Source organism: Neisseria sp. HMSC058F07, from assembly GCF_001810035.1.
GTDB classification, from domain to species: Bacteria; Pseudomonadota; Gammaproteobacteria; order Burkholderiales; family Neisseriaceae; genus Neisseria; species Neisseria perflava.
This window is the reverse complement of record NZ_KV799663.1, coordinates 154613-177131: the sequence shown is the minus strand read 5'-3', so window position 1 is coordinate 177131 and position 22519 is coordinate 154613. Positions and strand designations below refer to the sequence as shown.

At 51.9% G+C, this 22519-nt stretch carries 19 protein-coding genes and 1 riboswitch; of the genes, 14 read left to right on the top strand and 5 right to left on the bottom strand.

The features are described 5' to 3' along the window. The first annotated feature begins 134 nt into the window (after window positions 1-134). Window positions 135-1031, top strand: a complete 897-nt coding sequence (gene hslO, locus HMPREF2696_RS01055; protein ID WP_004519531.1) for an Hsp33 family molecular chaperone HslO — start codon at window positions 135-137, stop codon at window positions 1029-1031. A 175-nt stretch (window positions 1032-1206) separates the two neighbouring features. Here hslO and tyrS read toward each other — a convergent pair whose 3' ends face one another. The 4 genes from tyrS to ppc all read right to left on the bottom strand — a co-directional run bounded on the left by tyrS (window position 1207) and on the right by ppc (window position 7238). Next, complete coding sequence (gene tyrS / locus HMPREF2696_RS01050) at window positions 1207-2505, bottom strand: tyrosine--tRNA ligase (RefSeq protein ID WP_004519532.1); 1299 nt, start codon at window positions 2503-2505, stop codon at window positions 1207-1209. A 91-nt stretch (window positions 2506-2596) separates the two neighbouring features. Continuing rightward, on the bottom strand, window positions 2597-3214 hold the full coding sequence (locus HMPREF2696_RS01045; protein WP_004519533.1) for a hypothetical protein: 618 nt from the start codon (window positions 3212-3214) through the stop codon (window positions 2597-2599). An 88-nt stretch (window positions 3215-3302) separates the two neighbouring features. Continuing rightward, complete coding sequence (gene ychF, locus HMPREF2696_RS01040) at window positions 3303-4394, bottom strand: redox-regulated ATPase YchF (protein WP_004519534.1); 1092 nt, start codon at window positions 4392-4394, stop codon at window positions 3303-3305. Window positions 4395-4535: 141 nt separating this feature from the next. Next, complete coding sequence (gene ppc / locus HMPREF2696_RS01035; protein ID WP_004519535.1) at window positions 4536-7238, bottom strand: phosphoenolpyruvate carboxylase; 2703 nt, start codon at window positions 7236-7238, stop codon at window positions 4536-4538. Between the two features lie 187 nt (window positions 7239-7425). On the opposite strand from ppc, the gene HMPREF2696_RS01030 reads away from it, so the two are divergent. The 6 genes from HMPREF2696_RS01030 to HMPREF2696_RS01005 all read left to right on the top strand — a co-directional run bounded on the left by HMPREF2696_RS01030 (window position 7426) and on the right by HMPREF2696_RS01005 (window position 12624). Continuing rightward, window positions 7426-7890, top strand: coding sequence for a cyclic pyranopterin monophosphate synthase MoaC (locus tag HMPREF2696_RS01030; protein WP_004519536.1), 465 nt, complete (start codon window positions 7426-7428; stop codon window positions 7888-7890). Window positions 7891-7939: 49 nt separating this feature from the next. Then, window positions 7940-8686 (top strand): HesA/MoeB/ThiF family protein, encoded by a 747-nt coding sequence (locus tag HMPREF2696_RS01025; RefSeq protein ID WP_198400582.1) that lies wholly within the window; start codon window positions 7940-7942, stop codon window positions 8684-8686. 184 nt (window positions 8687-8870) lie between these two features. Then, window positions 8871-9215: a CidA/LrgA family protein gene (locus tag HMPREF2696_RS01020; RefSeq protein ID WP_004519538.1), complete on the top strand. Its 345-nt coding sequence runs from the start codon at window positions 8871-8873 to the stop codon at window positions 9213-9215. Next, the gene (locus HMPREF2696_RS01015) at window positions 9215-9913 is read left to right on the top strand and encodes an LrgB family protein (RefSeq protein WP_004519539.1); all 699 of its coding nucleotides are present in this window, start codon (window positions 9215-9217) and stop codon (window positions 9911-9913) included. Before HMPREF2696_RS01020 ends, HMPREF2696_RS01015 begins: the two co-directional genes overlap by 1 nt. Before the next feature lie 42 nt (window positions 9914-9955). After that, window positions 9956-11176 (top strand): bifunctional glutamate N-acetyltransferase/amino-acid acetyltransferase ArgJ, encoded by a 1221-nt coding sequence (argJ, locus tag HMPREF2696_RS01010; protein ID WP_004519540.1) that lies wholly within the window; start codon window positions 9956-9958, stop codon window positions 11174-11176. Window positions 11177-11253: 77 nt separating this feature from the next. Beyond that, window positions 11254-12624 (top strand): chloride channel protein, encoded by a 1371-nt coding sequence (locus HMPREF2696_RS01005; protein WP_004519541.1) that lies wholly within the window; start codon window positions 11254-11256, stop codon window positions 12622-12624. A gap of 75 nt (window positions 12625-12699) precedes the next feature. Here HMPREF2696_RS01005 and ubiB read toward each other — a convergent pair whose 3' ends face one another. Continuing rightward, window positions 12700-14211: a ubiquinone biosynthesis regulatory protein kinase UbiB gene (ubiB, locus tag HMPREF2696_RS01000; RefSeq protein ID WP_004519542.1), complete on the bottom strand. Its 1512-nt coding sequence runs from the start codon at window positions 14209-14211 to the stop codon at window positions 12700-12702. A gap of 206 nt (window positions 14212-14417) precedes the next feature. Further along, a riboswitch (glycine riboswitch) is annotated at window positions 14418-14515 on the top strand. Window positions 14516-14725: 210 nt separating this feature from the next. Here ubiB and gcvT point away from each other — a divergent pair. From gcvT to HMPREF2696_RS00965, 7 genes are all read left to right on the top strand, one after another. Next, entirely contained in the window at window positions 14726-15826 is a 1101-nt protein-coding gene (gene gcvT / locus HMPREF2696_RS00995; protein WP_004519543.1) for a glycine cleavage system aminomethyltransferase GcvT, read from the top strand. A gap of 146 nt (window positions 15827-15972) precedes the next feature. Then, the gene (gene gcvH / locus HMPREF2696_RS00990) at window positions 15973-16371 is read left to right on the top strand and encodes a glycine cleavage system protein GcvH (protein WP_036492952.1); all 399 of its coding nucleotides are present in this window, start codon (window positions 15973-15975) and stop codon (window positions 16369-16371) included. Window positions 16372-16478: 107 nt separating this feature from the next. Continuing rightward, the gene (locus HMPREF2696_RS00985) at window positions 16479-17030 is read left to right on the top strand and encodes a DNA-3-methyladenine glycosylase I (RefSeq protein WP_049336411.1); all 552 of its coding nucleotides are present in this window, start codon (window positions 16479-16481) and stop codon (window positions 17028-17030) included. Window positions 17031-17085: 55 nt separating this feature from the next. Continuing rightward, window positions 17086-19938: an aminomethyl-transferring glycine dehydrogenase gene (gene gcvP, locus HMPREF2696_RS00980; protein ID WP_004519547.1), complete on the top strand. Its 2853-nt coding sequence runs from the start codon at window positions 17086-17088 to the stop codon at window positions 19936-19938. Between the two features lie 224 nt (window positions 19939-20162). Then, window positions 20163-20972, top strand: coding sequence for a bifunctional hydroxymethylpyrimidine kinase/phosphomethylpyrimidine kinase (gene thiD / locus HMPREF2696_RS00975; protein ID WP_039862072.1), 810 nt, complete (start codon window positions 20163-20165; stop codon window positions 20970-20972). Between the two features lie 111 nt (window positions 20973-21083). After that, window positions 21084-21503, top strand: a complete 420-nt coding sequence (locus HMPREF2696_RS00970; protein ID WP_003679886.1) for an OsmC family protein — start codon at window positions 21084-21086, stop codon at window positions 21501-21503. Between the two features lie 261 nt (window positions 21504-21764). Continuing rightward, window positions 21765-22478: a GntR family transcriptional regulator gene (locus HMPREF2696_RS00965; RefSeq protein ID WP_070587508.1), complete on the top strand. Its 714-nt coding sequence runs from the start codon at window positions 21765-21767 to the stop codon at window positions 22476-22478. The last annotated feature ends 41 nt before the right edge of the window (window positions 22479-22519 follow it).

Sequence of the window (22519 nt, the reverse complement as noted above, 5' to 3'; positions counted from 1 at the left end):
AAAAAACTGCTGTTATTTTGCGTTAAACCCTTGTTTCCAAACAAACTAGAAAAACATCAAACGCGGTTTCGCTTGATTTATCCGCCGCTGCAACCATATAAGCGGCATTCATTGATTTATTTTCAGAGACTGACATGACACAAAATCACAGCGATATCCGTACACGCTTTATCTTCGACGATATGCCTATCCGCGGTATGCACATCCGCCTCGAAAAAGTTTGGCACCACATCGTCAACCAAAAACATTATCCTATCGCCATCCGTCGTGCATTGGGCGAATTGTTGGCCGCCGGTTCTTTATTGTCTGCCAACCTTAAAAACGAAGGTACGCTGATTGTTCAGGTTCAAGGTCAGGGCCGTCTGAAAATGTTGGTGGTGGAAGCGACTTCTGAAAATACTGTCCGTGCTACCGCGCGTTGGGACGAAACTGCTGAAATCCGTGATGATGAAAGCCTGACTGCGCTGTTAGGCGAAAACAGCGTGTTCGTTTTGACCCATCAGCCTAAAGATGCCGACCCTTGGCAAGGTGTTGTGCCGCTGGAAGGCGACAGCATTGCGCAAATGCTGGTCAACTATATGAAACGTTCCGAGCAGCTCGATACCTATATTACGCTTGCCGCCGACGACCAAGCCGCAGGTGCATTATTGCTGCAACGCCTGCCGGAAGAAGAATTGGATGATGCCGCATGGGAACATGTGACCACGCTTGCACAAACGCTTACTCCGCAAGAGTTGACTGGTTTGGATGCGCATCATGCCCTTTACCGCCTTTACCATGAAACCCCGCCCCGCGTTTTTGAACCGGAAGCCATTGAATTTGCCTGCACCTGCTCCCGCGGCAAAGTCAGCGATATGCTGTTGATGCTTGGCGGTCAGGAAGTAGGCGGCGTGGTGGCAGAACAAGGCAGCATTCAAATCGATTGCGATTTCTGCCATACCAAGTATGTGTTTGATGAAACCGATGTCAACGCTTTGTTTGGCGCGGATGTGGTGAATGCCGTACGCCAAGAAAATGAGCGTTTGCAGTAAGCAAGCGATAAAAGTTTCTTAAAGAAATTGGATAACTTAATAGAAGGGCAGGTGCAAAACCTGCCCTTTCTTTTTGGGAGAACTGAATATCATCAATAGAAAATGCCGTCTGAAAAAAGCGTGGCTGATTTCAGACGGCATGATTATTTTAAACGATGCGTTTAATGTTTCAAGATTATTTCCAAACCAACAAAGCGTGGTTGCGTTTGCCGCGGCGGACGATGGTGTATTTGCCGAAACGTTTGTGTTCGTCGGTCAGCATGTAGGCATCGTCAGGTTTTTCAGCGGCATGGTTCGGATTGTTGGCTTCGGCAGGTTTGCCGTTGAGCAAAACCGCTTTGCTGTTAACAAAGCCGCGCGCTTCTTTGTTGGAAGACGCCAAACCGGTTTTCACCAAAGTTTCCACCACGTTGAGGCTCTCGGAAACTTCAAAAGTCGGCAGGCCGTCGAGTGCCAGCTGCTCGAAGTCGCTTTCGGTGAGATGGCTTTGGTCTTCGGCAAACAGGCTTTCAGAAATGCGTTGGGCGGCGGCAAGGGCTTCTTCGCCGTGAATCAAGCGGGTCATTTCCTCTGCAAGAATGCGTTGCGCTTCAGGTTTGGTGCCGCTGGCTTTGTCTTTGGCTTCGATGGCGTCGATTTCTTCGATAGACAGGAAGGTAAAGTATTTCAGGAATTTATACACATCGGCATCGGCCACTTTCAGCCAGAATTGGTAGAACTGATACGGAGAAGTTTTCTTCGCGTTCAACCATACTGCGCCACCTTCGGTTTTGCCGAATTTGGTGCCATCTGATTTGGTTACCAAAGGCAGGGTCAGGCCGAATACTTGTTTTTGGTGCAGACGGCGGGTCAAGTCGATACCGGCAGTGATGTTGCCCCATTGGTCGGAACCGCCGATTTCCAAAACCGCGCCGTGGCGTTTGTTCAATTCGGCAAAGTCGTAGCCTTGCAGCAGGGAATAGGCGAATTCGGTGAAGGAAATACCCACATCGTCGCGCTCGATACGCTGTTTGACAGATTCCTTGTTCAGCATGGCGTTGACGGAGAAATGCTTGCCGATGTCGCGCAGGAAGTCGAGGCAGTTCATGCTGCCGAACCAGTCGGCATTATTGGCCATAATGGCCGCATTGTCGCCATCAAAGCTTAAGAAAGGGGTCAGTTGGTTGCGGATGCTTTCAACCCAACCGGCAACGGTTTCGGCAGAATTCAAGCTGCGTTCGGCGGCTTTAAAGCTTGGGTCGCCAATCATGCCGGTCGCGCCGCCCACCAAAGCAATCGGCGTATGGCCGGCTTGTTGGAAACGGCGCAATGCCAATACAGGCAGCAAGTGGCCGATGTGCAGGCTGTCTGCTGTCGGGTCAAAACCGCAATAGAGGGAAATTTTTTGTTCGTTCAACAAAGCGTCTAAGGCTTCGATGTCGGTAGTTTGGGCGATTAAGCCACGCGATTGTAGGTCTTGGATAACTGATTTCATTGAAACTTCCGTTGATTAAAATAGGCTAGATATTGATTTAGCAATTTCATGAATTTAATTATTTCTAAATTTTTGATCTTTTGAACATTATTTATACGGTCAAGTTATGTTTTTTATATAATTTAGCTACGGTCCATTTGTGAAAAATTGTTTCTATGTAATGAAGCTCAGTTAATGCTTGGAATCTTAAAAATCTTATTTTTATTTTGTCAGCTATTTTAGCAGCTTCTTCTAAATGTTTCGGATAGTTAGCGGGAAAATGCTCTCCTGATGGATAAAAACTTTCAGCTTTCTTATTGAAATACCACGCTGATTTTCCATTATCGTCATTGTATCTAGGCTCCCATTCCGGAACTTGTATGTAGCTTCTTAGGTTGATATATTCATTTATAATTTCTTTTAGTTCGGTATCGAAATAGCATGAAATATGACTGGAAAAGCGTGTGCATTGTTTTTTCTCGCTAATATCATTACTTAAAATATCTATATCTACAAAAAATTCACTAGAAACACAACGATGGGAATAAATACTTGAATCTAAGTATAAAATCCTATTTTCTCCAATTCGTTCAATTATTTTCCTAGCATTTTGAATATCTTGTTGAAGTTTGCTTTCAAATACTGGGCGAAGAACCGCAAATAATCCTGCTGACGAACCAATAAAATAAAATATATTTTTTACAATATCTATAAGATTGATATTAGACATTTTCCCTAAACTTTGAAGGAAGGTAGGCTAAGAAAAGCTTAGCCTACCAAATTTGATTTGCATTCTTTATGCTTTCAGACGACCTTACTTACACGTTAAACAAGAAGTGCATCACATCGCCGTCTTGTACGACGTATTCTTTGCCTTCCACACGCATTTTGCCTGCTTCTTTGGCTTTGGCTTCGCCGCCTAAAGCGATGAAGTCTTCGTAGGAGATAACTTGGGCACGGATGAAGCCGCGTTCAAAGTCGGTGTGAATTACGCCGGCGGCTTGTGGCGCAGTGTCGCCTTTGTGGATGGTCCAAGCGCGGACTTCTTTTACGCCGGCGGTAAAGTAGGTTTGCAGGCCTAAGAGGTCGTAGCCGGCACGAATCAGACGGTTCAGGCCCGGTTCTTCCAAGCCCATTTCGGCGAGGAATTCGGCTTTTTCATCGTCTTCCAATTCGGCGATTTCGCTTTCCATCGCGGCACATACGGCCACAACCGGCGCGTTTTCTTTTGCAGCCAATTCTTTCAGGCGGTCGAGGTGCGGGTTGTTTTCAAAACCGTCTTCGGAAACGTTGCCGACATACATGGCAGGTTTGGCAGTCAGCAAGAACAGTGGTTTGAGCATGGCGAGTTCTTCTGCGTCTAAGCCGAAGGAGCGTACAGGCTTGCCTTCGTCCAGATGAGGTAGCAGTTTTTTGCACAGATCGACCAGTTTTTGCGCGTCTTTGTCGCCTGAGCGTGCACGTTTTTCTTCGCGGACGATGGTTTTTTCGACGCTGGCTAAGTCAGCCAGTGCCAACTCGGTGCCGATGGTTTCGATGTCGGCAATCGGATCGACTTTGCCTGCGACATGGACGATGTTGTCGTCGTCAAAGCAACGCACGACGTTAACAATCGCGTCAGTTTCACGGATGTTGGCGAGGAACTGGTTGCCTAAGCCTTCGCCTTTGCTCGCACCTGCAACCAAACCGGCGATGTCGACAAATTCGACGATGGCGGGCTGCATTTTTTGCGGATTGACGATTTTTGCTAATTCGGCCATACGCGGATCAGGGACTTCAACGATGCCGACGTTGGGTTCGATGGTACAGAAAGGATAGTTTGCCGCTTCGATACCCGATTGGGTCAGCGCGTTAAAGAGGGTGGATTTGCCGACGTTGGGCAAACCGACGATACCGCATTTCAAGCTCATGGTTTTTCCTGAAAAGATAAAAGTTTAACGGCGGATTATAGCATATTGTAGAGGTACTCAAAACAGCCGCAATGCTGGTGTATATTCATCATAAAAAGGCCGTCTGAAAATTGTTTCAGACGGCCTTTTTTCCGTACTGCCTTAACCGGTATTACGCAAACCTTGCGCTACGCCGTTGATGGTCAAGTGAACCATCAGAAGGGCGTGCGGATTATCGGGCTCTTTGCGCAGGCGTTTGAGCATGGCGACTTGCAGGCCGTTGAGAGCGTTCAAATATGGAATCCTCAAGGCAAGCGAACGGGCGAGGCTGCGGTTGTCGCGCAGGAGCTCTTCGGTTTGCAGCAGGTCGAGCAGTGCTTTGCGGCTGCGTTGGTATTCTTCCTTGATCATGCCGAAGATGACTTTTGCTTTATCGGGCGATTCGCTCAAGCCGGCGTAGTTTTCCGCCAAAGTGATGTCGGTTTTCGCCATGACTTGTTCCATATTGGAGAGCATGGCTTGGAAGAACGGATTGCTTTGGGCATGTTCGCGCAGGGCGGTCAGTGTGTCGGGATTGCCTTCGCACAAGGTTTCCACTGCGCTGCCGAAACCGTACCAAGCCGGCAGCATGAGGCGGTTTTGCATCCATGAGAATACCCACGGAATTGCACGCAAGTCCTGAATCCGCGCCAAGGTTTTGCGGCTGGCGGGACGGCTGCCAAGGTTGAGGGTGGCGATTTCCTGAATCGGGCTGGTTTGCAGGAAGTAGTCGATGAAGTCGGGGTGGGTAATCAGTTCGCGGTAGTATTTGAACGATACGTCCGACAAGTCCTGCATCAGTTTGTCATCAGGGTCTTTTTTGTCCGGCAGGATGCTGGCTTCCAAAGTCGCGGCAACCAAGGTTTCCAAGTTGCGTTGGGCATTGCCCGGGTCGGCGTATTTGGCGGTAATGACTTCGCCTTGCTCGGTAATGCGGATTTGTCCGGCAACACTGCCCGCAGGTTGCGCCAAGATAGCTTGGTAAGAAGGGCCGCCGCCGCGACCTACACTGCCGCCGCGGCCGTGGAACAGGCGCATGCGGACATCGTATTTTTTGAAGAGTTCGACCAAGCCCAACTCTGCCTGATACAGACACCATGAGCTGGTAACGTAGCCGCCGTCTTTGTTGGAGTCGGAGTAGCCGAGCATGATTTCTTGAATGTTGCCGCGGCTTTCGAGCAGGGCATCATACCAGTCGAGGCGGAACATGGTTTCCATGACCGGACAGGCGTTTTCGAGCGCTTCGATGGTTTCAAATAGAGGCACGATGTTGATGCGGCTGTGCGGTTTGCCGTTTTCTACCACCAACAGGCCGCTTTCTTTCAGCAGTAATGCCAAGGCGAGCAGGTCGCTGGGTTGTTCGCAGTTGGAAATAATGCTTTGTGTAACGGCATCTTCGCCAAATTCGTCTTTGATTTTACGCGCTTCGTTGAAAATTGCCAGTTCGTGGCGGGTATGGTCGCTGTATGTGATGAACGGGCTGTACAGCGGACGTTGATGGCCCAATTCGCGCAACAGGGCGGCTTGTTTTTGCTCTTCGTTCAGGCTGTTGTAGTCTTCCAAGCCTGCGTGTTGGAAAAGCTCGGCAACCACATCGGCGTGTTTGCCTGCGTGTTGGCGCAGGTCGAGCGGCATCATGTGGAAGCCAAACACGGACACGCTGCGGATAATGTCGGCCAGACGGCCTTCTGCCAGCAGTTGGCTGCCGTTTTCGTGGAGCGAGCGTTGCAGTTTTTTCAGGTCGTTGAGGAACTCTTCAACCGTGGCATAAGGCTCGAGGAAGCCGAATTTGCAGCCCATGCCCAAACCGAGTGAGCGTGCCTTGCCCATGGCGCGTGCCATGATGTAGGCGATGGCGCGGCGGTAGGGCTCTTCGGTGCGGGCGATTTCTTCGTCAGGCGAGAGGGCGGCCAATGCCATCACATCGTCGTTGACTTTGACGCGGCGGATGGAGAGCGGCAATTCGCGGTAGAGTTTGTCGAGTTCGCCACGATAGAAACGGAACACTGCGTCGGCATGTCGTCTGAACGCAAAACGCAAGGTTTCGGCAGAAACGAACGGGTTGCCGTCGCGGTCGCCGCCGATCCAGCCGCCGATTTTAAGGATATTCGGAACGCGGACGCCGGGATAGGCCGTCTGAAAATCACGTTCCATTGTGCGGTAGAGTTTGGGCAGGGCTTCAAAGAAGCTCATTGGGAAGATGGATACACCGTTGTTGATCTCGTCGTTGACGCTGAGTTTGTGGCGGCGCGTTTCGCTGGTCTGCCACAAGCCCAAAAGCACGGTGTCGATTTCTCGGCGTAACTGAGCCAGCGCGTCAGGGTTGGTGCAGCGTTCGCGTTGCGGCAGCAGCGCGCGGATGCGGCGGTTGAAGCTCAAGACGGTTTGGCGTTGCACTTCGGTCGGGTGCGCGGTCAAAACGGCGGTAACGACTGTATTGTCCAGTTGTTGTTGCAACGCTTTGCCGTTGACTTTTCCGGCTTTGAGTTTACGCACGGTTTCTGTCAGGCTGCCTTCGGCGCTGTTGTGTCCGGCATCTTCGTGGATTTGGCGGCGGCGTTCGTGGTGCACGTCTTCGGCGATGTTCAAAATCTGTGCGAACAGGCCGCAGGCCAAGGTTAAATCGTGGGTTTGTTGTTCGTCCAATTGCGGCAACACCTTCTCAATCAAGGCGGCGCTGTCGTCTGAAGTCGATAACAACTTAACGGTTTCGACCACCAAAGGCGACGCTTCCTCATGCAGCAGATTGAAAAGAGACTGTTTTAAAAATTCCGCATCCGCTGCCAGAGCGGCATCTTTTGGATTATTTAAGATATGCAGTTGCATGATTTTTCTCTTATTTAAATGTTAATTTGGGTGTATCGTGAATCCATTGTATAGCAAATTTTTGTAAACTGCCAATGCTGCCGTCCGATACATTTCAAACCAGAAAACAGCCGTCTGTATCCGCCACGTGGTCGCTGTCTGTAAAATGCCGTAAAATATTGACTGTCAAAACAGAGGCGAGAAACCCATGATTGAATTTCCCAACCAGCCCGATTTCCCTGAGCAACACACCGCCGTCGCCGTCGGTACCGTCAACATGAGCCAGCAGGCGATACGGGTGTTGATAGAGAATGCCACCGAAAAGGCAAGTATTCTGACCATCGCCCGAGTTGCCGCCATTCAGAGCATCAAACAGACCGCCAACCTGATTCCGCTGCACCTGCCCGGACGCATCATCGGCGTGCAGGTTGATTTCGATATTAACGTTGAGCTGGCCTGCCTGAAGGCCACATTGACCGTCCAAGCGAACAGCAACGGCAGCATTGCCACCGAAGCCCTGACTGGCCTAAATTTGGCGCTCTTGAGTGTTTACGACATGATGAAAGACGTTGACCGCAATATGATGCTCAGCGGCATCCGCCTCGAATCCGAAACCAGCAGTGAAGGCCGTCCTTTCCTGTTTGACAACGCATACGAAAATATTAATTTCTAAACCATTCAGGCCGTCTGAACATTGGGTTTCAGACGGCCTTATTGTTATGATGAACGATCAACAACTTTTGCGGTTCAGCCGCCATATCCTGCTGGATGAAATCGGTATTGAAGGCCAAGAAAAATTCTTGGCCGCCCATGTGCTCGTTGTTGGTTGCGGCGGGCTGGGTGCGGCGGCCTTGCCGTATCTTGCCGCCGCCGGTATCGGCAGCCTGACGATTGCCGATGCCGATACCATTGACGAGACCAACCTTCAACGCCAAATCACGTTTACCGAAGCCGACATCGGTAAAAACAAGGCTTTGGTCATGCAAGGCCGTCTGAAACAGATCAACAGCCAAACACACATTACAGCCATTGCCGAATTTCTTGATGAGGCCAGGCTTGTCGAATTGGCAAACGCCGCCGACATCATCCTCGATTGTTCCGACAATTATCCCACGCGCCAGGCGGTCAACCGCGTCGCCGTTGCCACGCACACGCCTTTGGTTTCCGCCGCGGCCGTCGGCTTTGACGGACAAATCGCCGTGTACCGTCCCGATCTTCCCGATACGCCTTGCTATGCCTGCCTGTTTGACGGCGAACAAGCCAGCGACGGCGCTTGTGCATTGTTTGGCGTTTTTTCGCCATTGGTCGGCGTTATCGGAACGACCCAAGCCGCCGAAGCGCTTAAAGTGCTGATCGGTATCGGTGCGCCATCGCACGGCAAACTTTCTACCTATAACGCGTTGAGCGGAAAATGGCAGCAATACGGGGTGAGACACAATCCCGAATGCCCGGTTTGCGGTGGCCGTTAAAGACAAAAGCAGGGTAGGGTTCCAATATTGCCTAAGTCAATCCGCTAGAGTAATCATACTTATCTTTCATTAAACTTGTAGGAAGGCGTTTCTTCCCTTTTCAGACGGCCTGTGGCACGATATGATTCAATGATCAATAAATTTTTTGAGGCCGTCTGAAAAAGGATAAGGAGAAACCGGCTTAATGAATATTATTCGTGCCTTATTGGTGGTATTGGGTTGCCTGGCTTTGGGCGAGGCGGCCGTTTGGATTTTGGGGTTGAAGCTGCCGGGCAGTATTGTCGGCATGGCTTTGCTGTTTGCCGCGCTTCAGGCCGGCTGGGTCAAATTGTCTTGGGTGGGAGAACTGGCGGACATTTTGATGGCAAACCTGACTTTGTTTTTGGTGCCGCCTTGCGTGGCCGTCATCAGCTATTTGGATGTGATTGCAAACGACTGGTTTTCGATTCTGACGGCCACAATCGGCAGTACGATCTGCGTATTGTTGGTGACCGGCAAAGTGCATGAGTGGGTCAGGAGGTGGATGTGATGAACATAGACGGGCTGTTGCGTATGCCCTCGGTCATGTTGTTCCTGACTTTGGCCGTGTATGCTTTGGCGGTGCAGATTCGGGCGCGCACGGGGAATGTGCTGTGTAATCCGGTATTGATCAGCACGCTGGTGTTGATGGGGTATTTGAAGGTATTTGCCATCGATTACGAGCTGTACCATTCTGCTTCGCACTTTATTGATTTTTGGTTGAAACCGGCAGTCGTTTTGCTGGCGGTGCCGCTTTATCGAAATTGGGACCGTATCCGCAGCCAGTGGTTGCCGGTGGTGTTGTCGCAGTTGGCGGGCAGCGTGACGGGCATTGTTACAGGCGTGTATTTTGCCAAATGGCTGGGCGCTTCGCGCGAAGTGATTTTGTCGCTGGCTTCCAAATCCGTGACCAACCCGATTGCGATTGAAATCACGGCATCGGTCGGCGGTATTCCGGCGATTACGGCGGCAACGGTGATTATTGCCGGACTTTTTGGCCAGATGGCCGGATATAAAGTGTTGAAAGGGGCGTTGTATATGCCTTCTTCAGTGGGAATGTCTTTGGGTACGGCCTCGCATGCGATGGGTATTGCGGCGTCTTTGGAATACGGCCGCCGTATGGCCGCCTATGCCGGCTTGGGCTTGACGCTCAACGGCGTGTTGACGGCGGTATTGGTGCCTATCTTGATTCCCTTATTGGGCGTATAGCGTTTAGGCCGTCTGAAAATAGTGTAAACAGGAGAAAATGATATGGCTGTAAATTTGACTGAAAAACGTGCAGACGAATTGTTGGAAATCGACGGTATCCGTCTGTTTACAGGTCGTGCCGGCATCAAGCAACAAGACCGCGACGATTTGACGCTGATGGTGTTGGGCGGCGGACATACGGTGGGCGCGGTGTTTACGCAAAACCGGTTCTGCGCCGCACCGGTGCATATCGCCAAGTCGCATCTGTTTGACCAAGACGGCGTGTGTGCCTTAGTCATCAATACGGGCAATGCCAATGCGGGTACCGGCGCACAAGGCCGTCTGGACGCGATTAAAGTGTGCGCGGCGGTGGCAGAGCAGGTCGGCTGCCAATCCAATCAGATTATGCCGTTTTCGACCGGCGTGATTTTGGAGCCGCTGCCTGTGGATAAAATCGTGGCCGCTTTGCCGCAAGTGCGCCCTGCATTCTGGTCGGACGCGGCGCGTGCCATCATGACGACGGATACTGTGCCGAAAGCCGCTTCACGCACAGGCTTGGTCGGCGAAAAACACACAGTCCGCGCCACCGGCATCTCCAAAGGCTCGGGCATGATTCATCCGAATATGGCGACCATGTTGTCGTTTATCGCCACTGATGCCAAAGTGTCCCAACCGATTTTGCAGCTGATGACCCAAGAAATCGCAGACGAAAGTTTCAATACGATTACCGTGGACGGCGACACCAGCACCAACGACAGCTTCGTGATTATGGCGACAGGCCGTTGCGGTCAGAGCGAAATCGACAATACCGCCGATCCGCGCTATGCGCAGCTCAAAGCATTGCTCGGTTCGCTGGCTTTGGAATTGGCGCAGGCGATTGTCCGTGATGGCGAGGGCGCGACCAAGTTCATCACGGTTGAAGTACAAAACGCGAAAACCCGCGAAGAGGCGCGCAAAGTGGCTTATGCCGTCGCCCATTCGCCTTTGGTAAAAACTGCTTTCTTTGCCTCCGACCCGAATTTGGGCCGTCTGTTGGCAGCCGTCGGCTATGCCGGTATTGAAGACTTGGACGTCGATGCTTTGAAAATGTGGCTGGATGACGTGTTGGTGGCTGAAAACGGCGGCCGTGCGGAAAGCTATACCGAAGAAGCAGGACAAGCCGTGATGAATCGTCCGGAAATTACCGTCCGCATCGATTTGCAACGCGGCGATACGACGGCGGCCGTCTATACCTGCGATTTGTCGCACGAGTATGTGTCGATTAACGCGGATTACCGTTCTTAAAAACCTTCATCCTTGTTTTCAGACGGCCTTTGAGAAAAGTATCAAGGCCGTCTGAACACATTGACTGCGTGCCTATTATGAAATTTCCACAGACTTGGGCGGCGCGCCTCGCCCACAAAATCCGCCAAACCAAACGCCTGTCGAAAAAGAGCATTGCCTTTCTGTTTTTGCTGGCAGGATCGGCACTGGTTGCCCTGACGGCTTTGATGTTTGCGTACTTGGCGGATTTGGCTTTGGAATGGAACGCTTTGTTGGTGGGAAAATATCCATGGTTTGCGTGGGTGGCCTTGCCGCTGGGTTTGCCGCTTTTGGCGTGGTTTACGCGCAAATTTGCGCCGTACACTTCCGGCAGCGGTATTCCGCAAGTCATCGCTTCGTTGTCTTTGCCGTATGGCGCGCAGAAAACCCGTCTGATTCGTCTGGGCGAAACCTTTTTTAAAATTCCGCTGACGTTTTTGGGCATGATTTTGGGGGCATCGATCGGCAGGGAAGGGCCGTCTGTACAAGTGGGTGCGGCGGTCATGAACGCTTGGGGCGCCTGGTGTAAAAAGCACGGGCTGGCGTTTAGGGGCATGCAGGAAAACGATTTGATTGCCGCAGGTGCGGCCGGCGGTTTGGCAGCGGCGTTTAACGCACCTTTGGCCGGCGTGGTGTTTGCCATCGAAGAATTGGGGCGCGGCGTGATTTTGCGTTGGGAACGCCAAATCCTGATGGGCGTGTTGGCAGCCGGTTTCATTCAAGTGGCGATACAGGGCAACAACCCGTATTTTTCAGGGTTTCAAGGGCATGAGCTGCCAAACATGCTGATGTGGGCCGCGGTGTCGGGCATCGTCTGCGGCGTGGCTGGCGGATTGTTCGGCAGCTTTTTGTATCGCGGCGCGGCGGCATTCGCACCGGTACGCTGGCGCAGTTTCATCCGCCGTCATTTGTTGGTGGTCGCTTTTGTAATGGGTATCTTGTTGGCGTTGCTCGGTACGTTTTATCAAGGTAAAACCTATGGTACGGGTTATCACGAAGCCGCAGCCGCTCTTAAAGGCGCATATGAAGCGCCGTTCGGCTTGGCTGCCGCAAAATGGGCGGCGACCGTGTTCAGCTACTGGGCAGGCATTCCCGGCGGTATCTTCACGCCGTCTTTAACCATTGGTGCGATGATAGGCGAACACATGGCTTCTTTCGCGCAACTGGGCGACGCGTCCAATGTCGCGGTTTTGCTCTGCATGGCCGCGTTCCTTGCCGCCGCAACCCAATCGCCGTTGACCGCTGCCGTAGTGGTAATGGAAATGACGGGCGGACAGAATTTGTTGTTTTGGATGTTGCTGACTTGCATCTTCGCTTCGCAAGTCTCGCGCCAATTCTCGCCGCATCCGTTTTATCACGCCGCAGGTCTGCGCTTCAGACGGCATATCGAAGCCGAAAGCGGACATGTTCCGCATGAGAAAAAAGAATAGATAGGCATATAAAAGGCCGTCTGAAAACTAAATTTCAGACGGCCTTTTATATGCCGTTTAAAGCTGTATTACGGTTTACTTAAACAGCAAAATCAGTAGCAAAACAACCGCAATCACAGCCAACCACAGGCTTTGGCGTTGCTGTACTTTGACCAGATGCACATAGGCATCGCGCATTTCCTGTTGGCGGTTTTCATCAACCAACGCACTGATTTTGCGCGGCAGGGAAGGGATGATTTGCGCCCAGTCGGGAGCTTCGTTTTTGAGGTTGCGCCAAAGGGCTTTGGGGCCGACCTGTTCGTTCATCCAACGCACCAAAAACGGTTTGGCGGTTTTCCACAAGTCCAAATCGGGATCGAGTTGGCGGCCTAAGCCTTCGATGTTGAGCAGCGTTTTTTGCAGCAATACCAGCTGCGGTTGGATTTCGACATTGAAGCGACGGCTGACTTCAAACAGGCGCATCAGTACCAAGCCGAAGGAAATTTGCGAAATCGGTTTGTTGAACACCGGTTCGCACACGGCGCGGACAGCCGCTTCCAATTCTTCCGCGCGCGTGTCGGCAGGCACCCAGCCCGATTCGATGTGGGCGGTAGCGACGCGGTGGTAATCGCGGTTGAAGAATGCGAGGAAGTTGATGGCGAGATAGCGTTTGTCGTAGTCGGTCAGCGTGCCGACGATGCCGAAATCGAGGGCAATGTAGCGGTTGTCGGCGGCGACCAAAATATTGCCGGGGTGCATATCCGCATGGAAAAAGCCGTCGCGGAAAACTTGCGTGAAGAAGATTTCCACGCCGTAATCGGCAAGTTTGTGCAAATCAATGCCGTCGGCTTTGAGTTTGGCAATATCGGATACCGGAGTGCCGTCCATCCATTCGATGGTCAGCACGTCGCTGGTGCAGTAGTCGTAAAACACCTTCGGCACAATCAGCATATCGCTGTTTTGGAAATTGCGACCGAGCTGGCTGGCATTGGCGGCTTCGCGCATCAAGTCCAATTCGTCGTGCAGGTATTTGTCAAATTCGGCCACTACTTCGCGCGGCTTCAAACGCTTGCCGTCTGAAAACAAACGCTCCACCCAGCCTGCACCAAAGCGCATCAGCGACAAATCCTGTTCGATAACGGGCAAAAGGTTGGGGCGCAAGACTTTCACGGCGACCTGTTCGCCCGAATGCAGGTGGGCTTTGTGTACTTGGGCGATGGACGCGCTGGCGACAGGCTCTGTTTCAAATTCCGCGTATAAAGTGTCGATGGATTGTCCCAGTGATTTTTCGATTTGCGAGCGTGAAAGTTGCGCGTCAAACGGCGGCACTTTGTCTTGCAGCCTTGCCAGTTCGACCGCGTAATCGTGCGGAATCAAATCGGGACGCGTGGACAATACCTGCCCGAATTTGATGAAAATCGGCCCCAGGCTTTCCAACGCCAAACGCAGGCGCACGGCAGGCATTTCGTGTTTGAACTTGGACGACTGCGGCAGCATATTGAGGAAAGTCCGCGCCCAACCCGGACGGACCAGCGAGGCAATCAGCTCGGCAAGGCGGTAGCGGTAGAGCGTGCAGAGGATGGTTTTAATGCGTTTGAGGCGGTTCATGATGGACGCGGATAAATCGAAAAAACAGAATTATATAGGAAAAACGGGTAAGGGCTTCAGACGGCCTGAGACTTTTGCAAAAACATTTGCCGCATAGCTAACAATTTTATAAGGGCTCAGGTTTTGCCGCCCCAATAAAAAGACGGATATTCACATCATAAATATTCGTCGGCTACTTGCCCAAACTGCCGATTCAAGACATAATCGGGAAATGTGCAGGAGAGTGTTACACCCAACTACAATGTAACCACCGAAGGCGCAGACACCCTTAAATCGCTCAGGTATCAGGGACTGCACATTGAAACAAACAATCTGGAGAGCGGCGTTGGAATAACGTCCACCGAAGGGGAGAAGGCCGTCTGAACCACCATTCAGACAACCGCGCAAAGCAGTGAGCAGACTGGTTTGCCATCATGCGGATACAGCCGAAAATCTCAGGTTCAAGGACAGATAGGGTCATCCGCGCACAGGTGCGCGGGCGGCATCTGAACAAAAAATCCGGAGAAACTTGAGAATGACTGCTCTGAAAACCACCCCATTTCATCAAGCCCATCAAGATGCAGGCGCGAAGCTGGTAGATTTTGCCGGCTGGGAGCTGCCCATCCATTATGGTTCACAAATCGCCGAACACGAAGCCGTGCGCACCGACGCCGGTATGTTTGACGTATCCCATATGCTCGTTACCGACGTAGCAGGCGCAAATGCCAAAGCCTTTTTCCGCAAATTGATTGCCAACGATGTCGCCAAACTCGCTTTTGTCGGCAAAGCCCTTTATTCCGCTTTGCTCAACGACAACGGCGGCGTGATTGACGACTTGATCGTTTACCGCACCAACGAAGCCGAAACACAATACCGCATCGTGTCCAACGGCGCGACCCGTGAAAAAGACACGGCGCAATTCCACAAAGTCGGACAAGAGTTCGGCGTTGCCTTCAATCCTCGCTACGACCTCGGCATGCTCGCCGTACAAGGCCCGAAAGCCATCGAAAAACTCCTGACCGTCAAACCTGAATGGGCAGACGTTATTCACGGCCTCAAACCGTTCCAAGGTGCAGACTTGGGCAATGACTGGTTTGTCGCCCGCACCGGCTATACCGGCGAAGACGGCGTCGAAGTCATCCTGCCCGGCACTGAAGCCGTCGCATTCTTCAAAGCCCTGCAAGCAGCAGGCGTACAGCCTTGCGGCCTCGGCGCACGCGACACCCTGCGCATGGAAGCCGGTATGAACCTCTACGGCAACGATATGGACGACAATACCAGCCCGCTCGAAGCAGGCATGGGTTGGACCGTTGACTTAAAAGACGAAAGCCGCGACTTCGTCGGTAAAGCCGCCTTGCTGGCATTGAAAGAAAAAGGCGTTACCGTGAAACAGGTCGGCCTGTTGCTCGAAAAAGGCGGCATCCTGCGCGCGCATATGGAAGTGTTGACCGACAAAGGCAAAGGCGAAACCACCAGCGGCGTATTCTCGCCAAGCCTGAAGCAATCCATCGCCATCGCGCGCGTACCGAAAGACTTTGACGGCGATACTGCCAAAGTACTGATGCGCGGCAAAGAAGTGGATGTACGCGTATTGAAGCTGCCGTTTGTGCGTAATGGTCAAAAACAGTTTGATTAATATCGGTTCAGACGGCCTTATTTGTTAAGGGCCGTCTGAAAGCAGGTTTTAATTGTCGTCTAATACGGACGTTTGTAGAAAGCATTGAACAAGGCATCTGTGGATATTGATTCATGAAGATGCCGTCTGAAAATAACCCCCTATCAATGGAGTATCAAACCATGAGCAACATCCCAGCAGAACTGAAATACGTTGCCAGCCACGAATGGCTGCGCCTTGAAGAAGACGGTACCATCACTGTCGGCATTACCCATCACGCGCAAGAGCTGTTGGGCGACATCGTGTTTGTCGAGCTGCCTGAAGTCGGCGCAAACCTGGCTGCCGAAGAGCAAGCCGGTGTGGTTGAGTCTGTAAAAGCCGCGTCCGACGTGTACGCGCCGATTGCAGGCGAAGTCGTTGCCGTCAACGAAGATTTGCCAAGCGCTCCGGAAACTGCCAACAGCGATCCTTACGGCGCAGGCTGGTTCTTCAAAATCAAACCTGCCAACCCTGCCGATTACGACGGTCTGTTGACTGCCGAACAATACGCAGGCGAAGTAGCTTGATTTTTGCAAACATCCAAACAGGTTTTGTGCCTGTTTGATATTGCAGGTCTTAGGTCGTCTGAAAAATGCTTTCAGACGGCCTTTGTTTCAATTTTCCCTCAACAAACATGAATTACTGCGAATTTGTCGCCACTCTTCCCGACGATACGGACAACCCCAACCAACATTATCACGACACGCAATACGGTTTTCCGATTGAGGATGACAATGAATTGTTTGAGCGGCTGGTGTTGGAAATCAATCAGGCAGGATTGAGCTGGACGCTGATGCTGAAGAAGCAACGGGCATTTCAGACGGCATTTAAAGGTTTCGACATCGATACGGTCGCCGCATTTGACGAAGCCGAAATTGAGCGGCTGCTTGCCGATGCAGGCATCGTCCGCAACCGCCTGAAAATCAACGCAGCCATTTATAACGCGCGACAAATCAAGCAAATACGGCAAGAATACGGCTCATTCAAAAACTGGTTGGATACACACCATCCGCTCGACAAGGCTGAATGGGTGAAGCTGTTTAAAAAACATTTCAAATTTGTCGGCGGCGAAATCGTCGGCGAATTTCTGATGAGTACCGGCTACCTGCCCGGCGCGCATGTGGAAACCTGTCCGGTTTATAGGGAAATATTGGCATGTCGTCCAAAGTGGGCGGAGGCCGTCTGAAACAACATCTGCAAGAAAAAACAGTGTTGATATCGATAACACCGAAGGAGTAGAAATGAAACTATCTGAATTGTTCAACCCGAACGAATTTGCCGTGCGCCATTTGAGCTTTGGCGACGAGGCTGCGCTTTTGGAAGCGCTCGGCGAGAAGAGCATGGACGATTTTGTCGGCAATACCGTGCCGCAAAGCATCCGTATGCCGTCCGAACTCGATTTGCCCGAAGCTTTGACCGAGGCGGACGCGTTGGCGAAATTGAAAGGCATCGCGTCGAAAAACGTGATCAACAAATCCTATATCGGTTTGGGCTATTACCCGACCCGCGTGCCGAACGTGATTTTGCGCAACGTATTGGAAAATCCGGGTTGGTACACTGCCTACACCCCGTATCAAGCGGAAATTGCCCAAGGTCGTTTGGAAGCTTTGTTGAACTTCCAACAAGTGTGTATCGATTTGACCGGTTTCCCTGTGGCAGGCGCGTCTTTGCTGGACGAGGCAACTGCCGCTGCTGAAGCGATGGCGATGGCGCACCGCGTGGGCAAAGTGAAATCCGAGCGTTTCTTTGTGGATGCGCGCGTGTATCCGCAAACTTTGGACGTGATGAAAACCCGCGCCAAATATTTCGGTTTTGAACTGGTGGTTGGAGATTTTGCCCAAGCTGATGACGGCGAATACTTCGGCGCGCTGTTCCAATACGTCGGTAAAGACGGCGACGTACAAGATTTGCAGGATGTTATCGGTCGTCTGAAAGCAAAAGGCACAATCGTGGCCGTTGCCGCCGACATCATGAGCTTGGTTTTGCTGAAGTCTCCGGCTGAACTGGGCGCAGATATTGCTTTGGGCAACACCCAACGCTTCGGCGTGCCAATGGGCTTCGGTGGTCCGCACGCTGCTTATTTCGCGTTTAAAGACGAGTTCAAACGTTCCGCCCCAGGCCGCATCATCGGCGTATCCAAAGACGCATCAGGCAAACCCGCGCTGCGCATGGCGTTGTCCACCCGCGAGCAACATATCCGCCGCGAAAAAGCGACATCCAATATTTGTACCGCACAGGCATTGCTGGCGAACTTGGCCGGTATGTATGCCGTTTACCACGGCCCGGAAGGCGTGAAACGCATTGCCAACCGCATTCATGCGCTGGCTTCTGCCTTTGCCGATGCGCTGGTTTCAGACGGCCTGAATGTGGTTCACAAAGTCTTCTTCGATACCGTTACCGTTGATTTCGGCAGCAAAGAGAAAGCAGACCAAGTGTTTGCCGCTGCTTTGGAGTCGGGTTACAACCTGCGCCGCGTCAACGATACTCAAGTTGCGGCTGCATTCCATGAAACATCGGCATACGAAGATTTGGTTGATTTGTACCGCGCGTTTACCGGCAAGGATACGTTCGCATTTGCCGATGACGTCAAAGGCCGTCTGAATGCCGAATTGCTGCGTCAAGACGACATTCTGCAACATCCCGTATTCAACCGTTACCACACCGAACACGAAATGCTGCGCTATCTGAAGAAACTCGAAGACCGCGACTTGGCGATGAACCGCAGCATGATTTCGCTCGGTAGCTGCACCATGAAGCTCAATGCGACTGCGGAAATGTTGCCGATTACTTGGGCAGAGTTCACCGACATCCACCCCTATGCCCCCAAAGACCAAGCCACAGGCTACTACGCGCTTTTGACCGACATGGAAAACAGCCTGAAAGCCATCACCGGCTTTGACGCGATTTCCTTCCAGCCCAACTCCGGCGCGCAGGGCGAATACAGTGGCATGCTGTCCATCCGCCGCTATCAAGAAGCCAACGGCGAGGGACACCGCAACATCTGCCTGATTCCCAAATCCGCCCACGGCACCAACCCTGCGACTGCCGCTATGCTGGGTTTGAAAGTCGTCGTTGTCGATACCGACGAACACGGAAACGTCAACATCGACGATTTGAAAGCCAAAGCCGAGCAATACCGCGACGCTTTGTCCGCCATCATGATTACTTACCCGTCCACCCACGGCGTGTATGAAGAAGGCATCCGCGACATCTGCCGCATCATCCATGAAAACGGCGGACAGGTTTACATGGACGGCGCCAACCTCAACGCCCAAATCGGCATCATGCAGCCTGCCGAAGTCGGCGCGGACGTGTTGCACATGAACCTGCACAAAACCTTCTGTATCCCTCACGGCGGCGGCGGTCCGGGCGTCGGCCCTATCGGTTTGAAAGCCCACCTTGCCCCGTTTGCACCGGGACATGCTTTGACCGACATCCACAGCGCCAGTGCCGACCAAACCGCCGTTGCTGCTGCGGCCTTCGGTTCTGCGTCCATCCTGCCGATTACTTGGATGTACCTGACCATGATGGGCAAACAAGGCATGGAGCAGGCAACACGCTGGGCATTGCTCAACGCCAACTACGTTGCCAAACGTCTGAGCGAAGACTATCCGATTCTGTATACAGGCAAAAATGGCCGCGTCGCGCACGAATGTATCGTCGACTTGCGTCCGCTCAAAGCCGAAAGCGGCATCACCGAAACCGACATCGCCAAACGCCTGATGGACTACGGCTTCCACGCCCCGACGGTTTCCTTCCCTGTTGCCGGTACGCTGATGATCGAGCCGACCGAGAGCGAAAGCAAAGCCGAACTCGACCGCTTCATCGCCGCCCTGAAACAAATCAAACAGGAAGTGCTGAAAGTCGAGCGCGGCGAATGGCCGAAAGAGGACAACCCGCTGGTCAACGCTCCGCATACCGCCGCAGATGTAACCGGCGAATGGGCGCATCCGTACTCCCGCGAAGAAGCCGTCTTCCCGCTGCCTTTCGTGCGCGAAAACAAATTCTGGCCGAGCGTCAAACGGGTAGATGAAGTGTATGGCGACCGCAATCTGGTTTGCTCCTGCTTGCCGATTGATGCATACGAAGATTAAGCCTGAATAGGTTTAAAATTGAACAGGCCGTCTGAAAATGAAAATAGTTTTCAGATGGCCTTTTGTTTGTTAAGATATTTCGCCCGAGAACATACATTTGTTTTTGGTAAAACAACAGATAAGGCATTCGGAAAAATAGACGGCGAATGCCTTTGTTTGCGGATAAAACCAAACTGCTCTCAACAACGATAAACACAAGGCCGTCTGAAAAACAGGAGGACACGATGGACGAACTTTTTATTCAAACGCTGACGATTGCCGGCTCAGATTCCGGAGGCGGCGCGGGCATACAGGCGGATTTGAAGACATTTCAGATGCGCGGCGTGTTCGGTACCAGTGTACTGACCGCGGTTACCGCACAAAATACTTTGGGCGTATCGGCAGTGCATTCGATACCGACCGACATGATTGCCGCGCAAATTGCTGCGATTCAGGAGGATTTCCAAATCCGCGCCTATAAAATCGGCATGCTGGGTACGGCGGAAATCATCGAATGCGTGGCGGAACAAACTGCCGAATGCGATTTCGGCAAACGCGTGTTGGATCCGGTTATGATTGCCAAAGGCGGTGCGCCGTTGTTGGAAAATTCAGCCGTCGAAGCCATGAAACGCCTGCTGCTGCCGCATACGGACGTATTGACCCCCAATCTGCCTGAAGCGCAGGCATTGACGGGTATTAATATTGAAAACCGTCAAGATGCGGAACGCGCCGCCAAAATTCTTCAGGATTGGGGTGTGAAAAATGTGGTGATTAAAGGCGGCCATCTTGCCGACAGCCAAAGCGAATATTGCACCGACTGGCTGTTTACGCCATACGAAACCATTGAGCTGAACAGCAAACGTTTCCCAACGCCGCATACGCATGGCACGGGCTGCACGTTTTCGGCCTGCATTACTGCCGAGTTGGCAAAAGGGTTTAGCGTGCCCGAGGCGGTTCAAACGGCAAAAAACTATATTGCCGCCGCCATTTCCCATCCTTTGGGCATCGGGGCAGGGCACGGGCCGGTCAATCATTGGGCGTATCGGGACGAATAATGCGTTTAGGCCAATTGTAATTGATTGTATTTTTCAGACGGCCTGACTAGGTTTATCACTTGAAATTGTTTACAATGTCAGATTAATGCTTTTACGGATAAAAAAGACACCATGCAAGTTACCTCAAAATGGATAGACGGAATGTGTTTCGTCGGTACAACGGCAAACGGACACAGCGTTGTGATGGAAGGCGCGGCGGCTGAAGGCGAAGTCAAACGCGGCCCCAGCCCGATGGAAATGCTGTTGTTGGGTGTAGCAGGCTGCTCCAGCATCGATGTCGTGATGATTGCCGAGAAACAACGTCAAAAAATTACCGACTGCCGTGCCGAAGTGACTGCCAAACGCGCCGACACCGCGCCGCGCGTGTTTACCGAAATCCATATCCACTTCAAAGTGTATGGTCGGGATTTGCAAGAAAGCGCGATTGAACGCGCCGTACAGATGTCTGCCGAAAAATATTGCTCCGCATCGATTATGCTGGGTAAAGCGGCAAAAATGAGCCACAGCTTCGAGATCGTCGAAACAGAATAGGGCGGTTTCAGGGTGGGAGTATCGGAGCGTGAACCGGCTACCCACAAAAAAAGCAGATATATTCACGCATTAACATGAATATATCTGCTTGCTTTTTATTCCTTTTTCTCTCTCTCTATCAGCCTTTATAACTTGGCTTGTTGATCTCATTGTGCAAGTTTCGTTTAACATTGTCAACAATTTTTAATTATATTTTAAACAACCCCGAAAGCTGCAGGTTTGTAAACGCTTGTGCCTTAATACGGATACTGGGGAAACATTATGGATTACGAAAATAATACCAACGTTGCGCCTGCAACTTCATCGCTTATTTTGGAAGAGCGTCACGATTCGGAACTCTTCCGCGTGTACGCATTGATTTTGGACGGCATTACCGACCATCTGCTGCTGCCGGGCAAAAAACTGACCGAGTCCGAGCTTTGCCGGCAAATGGTTTGCTCGCGCAATACCGTGCGTGGCGCATTGTCACTTTTGGCGCACGATAAAATCGTCGATCTGCAGCCTAACCGCGGTGCATTTGTCCATGTGCCGGACTTGAAAGAAATGAAAGACGTGTTCAACACGCGTATCGAAATGGAAAGCATGATTTTGAGCGTCCTTATCGATATGCCTGATTTGGAAACGCGTCTGAAACCGCTTTACGCCATGATTGAGCAAGAGGGTGCAGCTTCCGAAAGTGGCGACCGCGTGGGTTGGAACCGCCTGTCCAATGCTTTCCATGTCGAATTGGCGCGGCTGCTGGACAACGATGTCCTGTTTGAAATCATGAATACCTTGTGCGCGCGCTCTTCATTGATTGTGGCCGTTTCCGATCCGCTTCGCAAAGAAAAGCGCAACATCGATTCCAATTCGCACCATGAACACCGAGAAATCCTCGATTTGTTGTTGGCAGGCAAGCGCAATCGTGTGACCAAAGTCATGCGCCGCCACTTGGGCGCGTGCATGGAACGCTTGGAACAAAAACTCGAGATGTAATCGGTTTGACAATAAAAAGGCCGTCTGAAATATTCAGACGG

Excerpts from the sequence above, each read along its gene's own strand:
- hslO (WP_004519531.1), top strand. The coding sequence starts at position 135 with ATGACACAAAATCACAGCGATATCCGTACACGCTTTATCTTCGACGAT.
- tyrS (WP_004519532.1), bottom strand. The coding sequence starts at position 2,505 with ATGAAATCAGTTATCCAAGACCTACAATCGCGTGGCTTAATCGCCCAA.
- HMPREF2696_RS01045 (WP_004519533.1), bottom strand. The coding sequence starts at position 3,214 with ATGTCTAATATCAATCTTATAGATATTGTAAAAAATATATTTTATTTT.
- ychF (WP_004519534.1), bottom strand. The coding sequence starts at position 4,394 with ATGAGCTTGAAATGCGGTATCGTCGGTTTGCCCAACGTCGGCAAATCC.
- ppc (WP_004519535.1), bottom strand. The coding sequence starts at position 7,238 with ATGCAACTGCATATCTTAAATAATCCAAAAGATGCCGCTCTGGCAGCG.
- HMPREF2696_RS01030 (WP_004519536.1), top strand. The coding sequence starts at position 7,426 with ATGATTGAATTTCCCAACCAGCCCGATTTCCCTGAGCAACACACCGCC.
- HMPREF2696_RS01025 (WP_198400582.1), top strand. The coding sequence starts at position 7,940 with ATGAACGATCAACAACTTTTGCGGTTCAGCCGCCATATCCTGCTGGAT.
- HMPREF2696_RS01020 (WP_004519538.1), top strand. The coding sequence starts at position 8,871 with ATGAATATTATTCGTGCCTTATTGGTGGTATTGGGTTGCCTGGCTTTG.
- HMPREF2696_RS01015 (WP_004519539.1), top strand. The coding sequence starts at position 9,215 with ATGAACATAGACGGGCTGTTGCGTATGCCCTCGGTCATGTTGTTCCTG.
- argJ (WP_004519540.1), top strand. The coding sequence starts at position 9,956 with ATGGCTGTAAATTTGACTGAAAAACGTGCAGACGAATTGTTGGAAATC.
- HMPREF2696_RS01005 (WP_004519541.1), top strand. The coding sequence starts at position 11,254 with ATGAAATTTCCACAGACTTGGGCGGCGCGCCTCGCCCACAAAATCCGC.
- ubiB (WP_004519542.1), bottom strand. The coding sequence starts at position 14,211 with ATGAACCGCCTCAAACGCATTAAAACCATCCTCTGCACGCTCTACCGC.
- gcvT (WP_004519543.1), top strand. The coding sequence starts at position 14,726 with ATGACTGCTCTGAAAACCACCCCATTTCATCAAGCCCATCAAGATGCA.
- gcvH (WP_036492952.1), top strand. The coding sequence starts at position 15,973 with ATGGAGTATCAAACCATGAGCAACATCCCAGCAGAACTGAAATACGTT.
- HMPREF2696_RS00985 (WP_049336411.1), top strand. The coding sequence starts at position 16,479 with ATGAATTACTGCGAATTTGTCGCCACTCTTCCCGACGATACGGACAAC.
- gcvP (WP_004519547.1), top strand. The coding sequence starts at position 17,086 with ATGAAACTATCTGAATTGTTCAACCCGAACGAATTTGCCGTGCGCCAT.
- thiD (WP_039862072.1), top strand. The coding sequence starts at position 20,163 with ATGGACGAACTTTTTATTCAAACGCTGACGATTGCCGGCTCAGATTCC.
- HMPREF2696_RS00970 (WP_003679886.1), top strand. The coding sequence starts at position 21,084 with ATGCAAGTTACCTCAAAATGGATAGACGGAATGTGTTTCGTCGGTACA.
- HMPREF2696_RS00965 (WP_070587508.1), top strand. The coding sequence starts at position 21,765 with ATGGATTACGAAAATAATACCAACGTTGCGCCTGCAACTTCATCGCTT.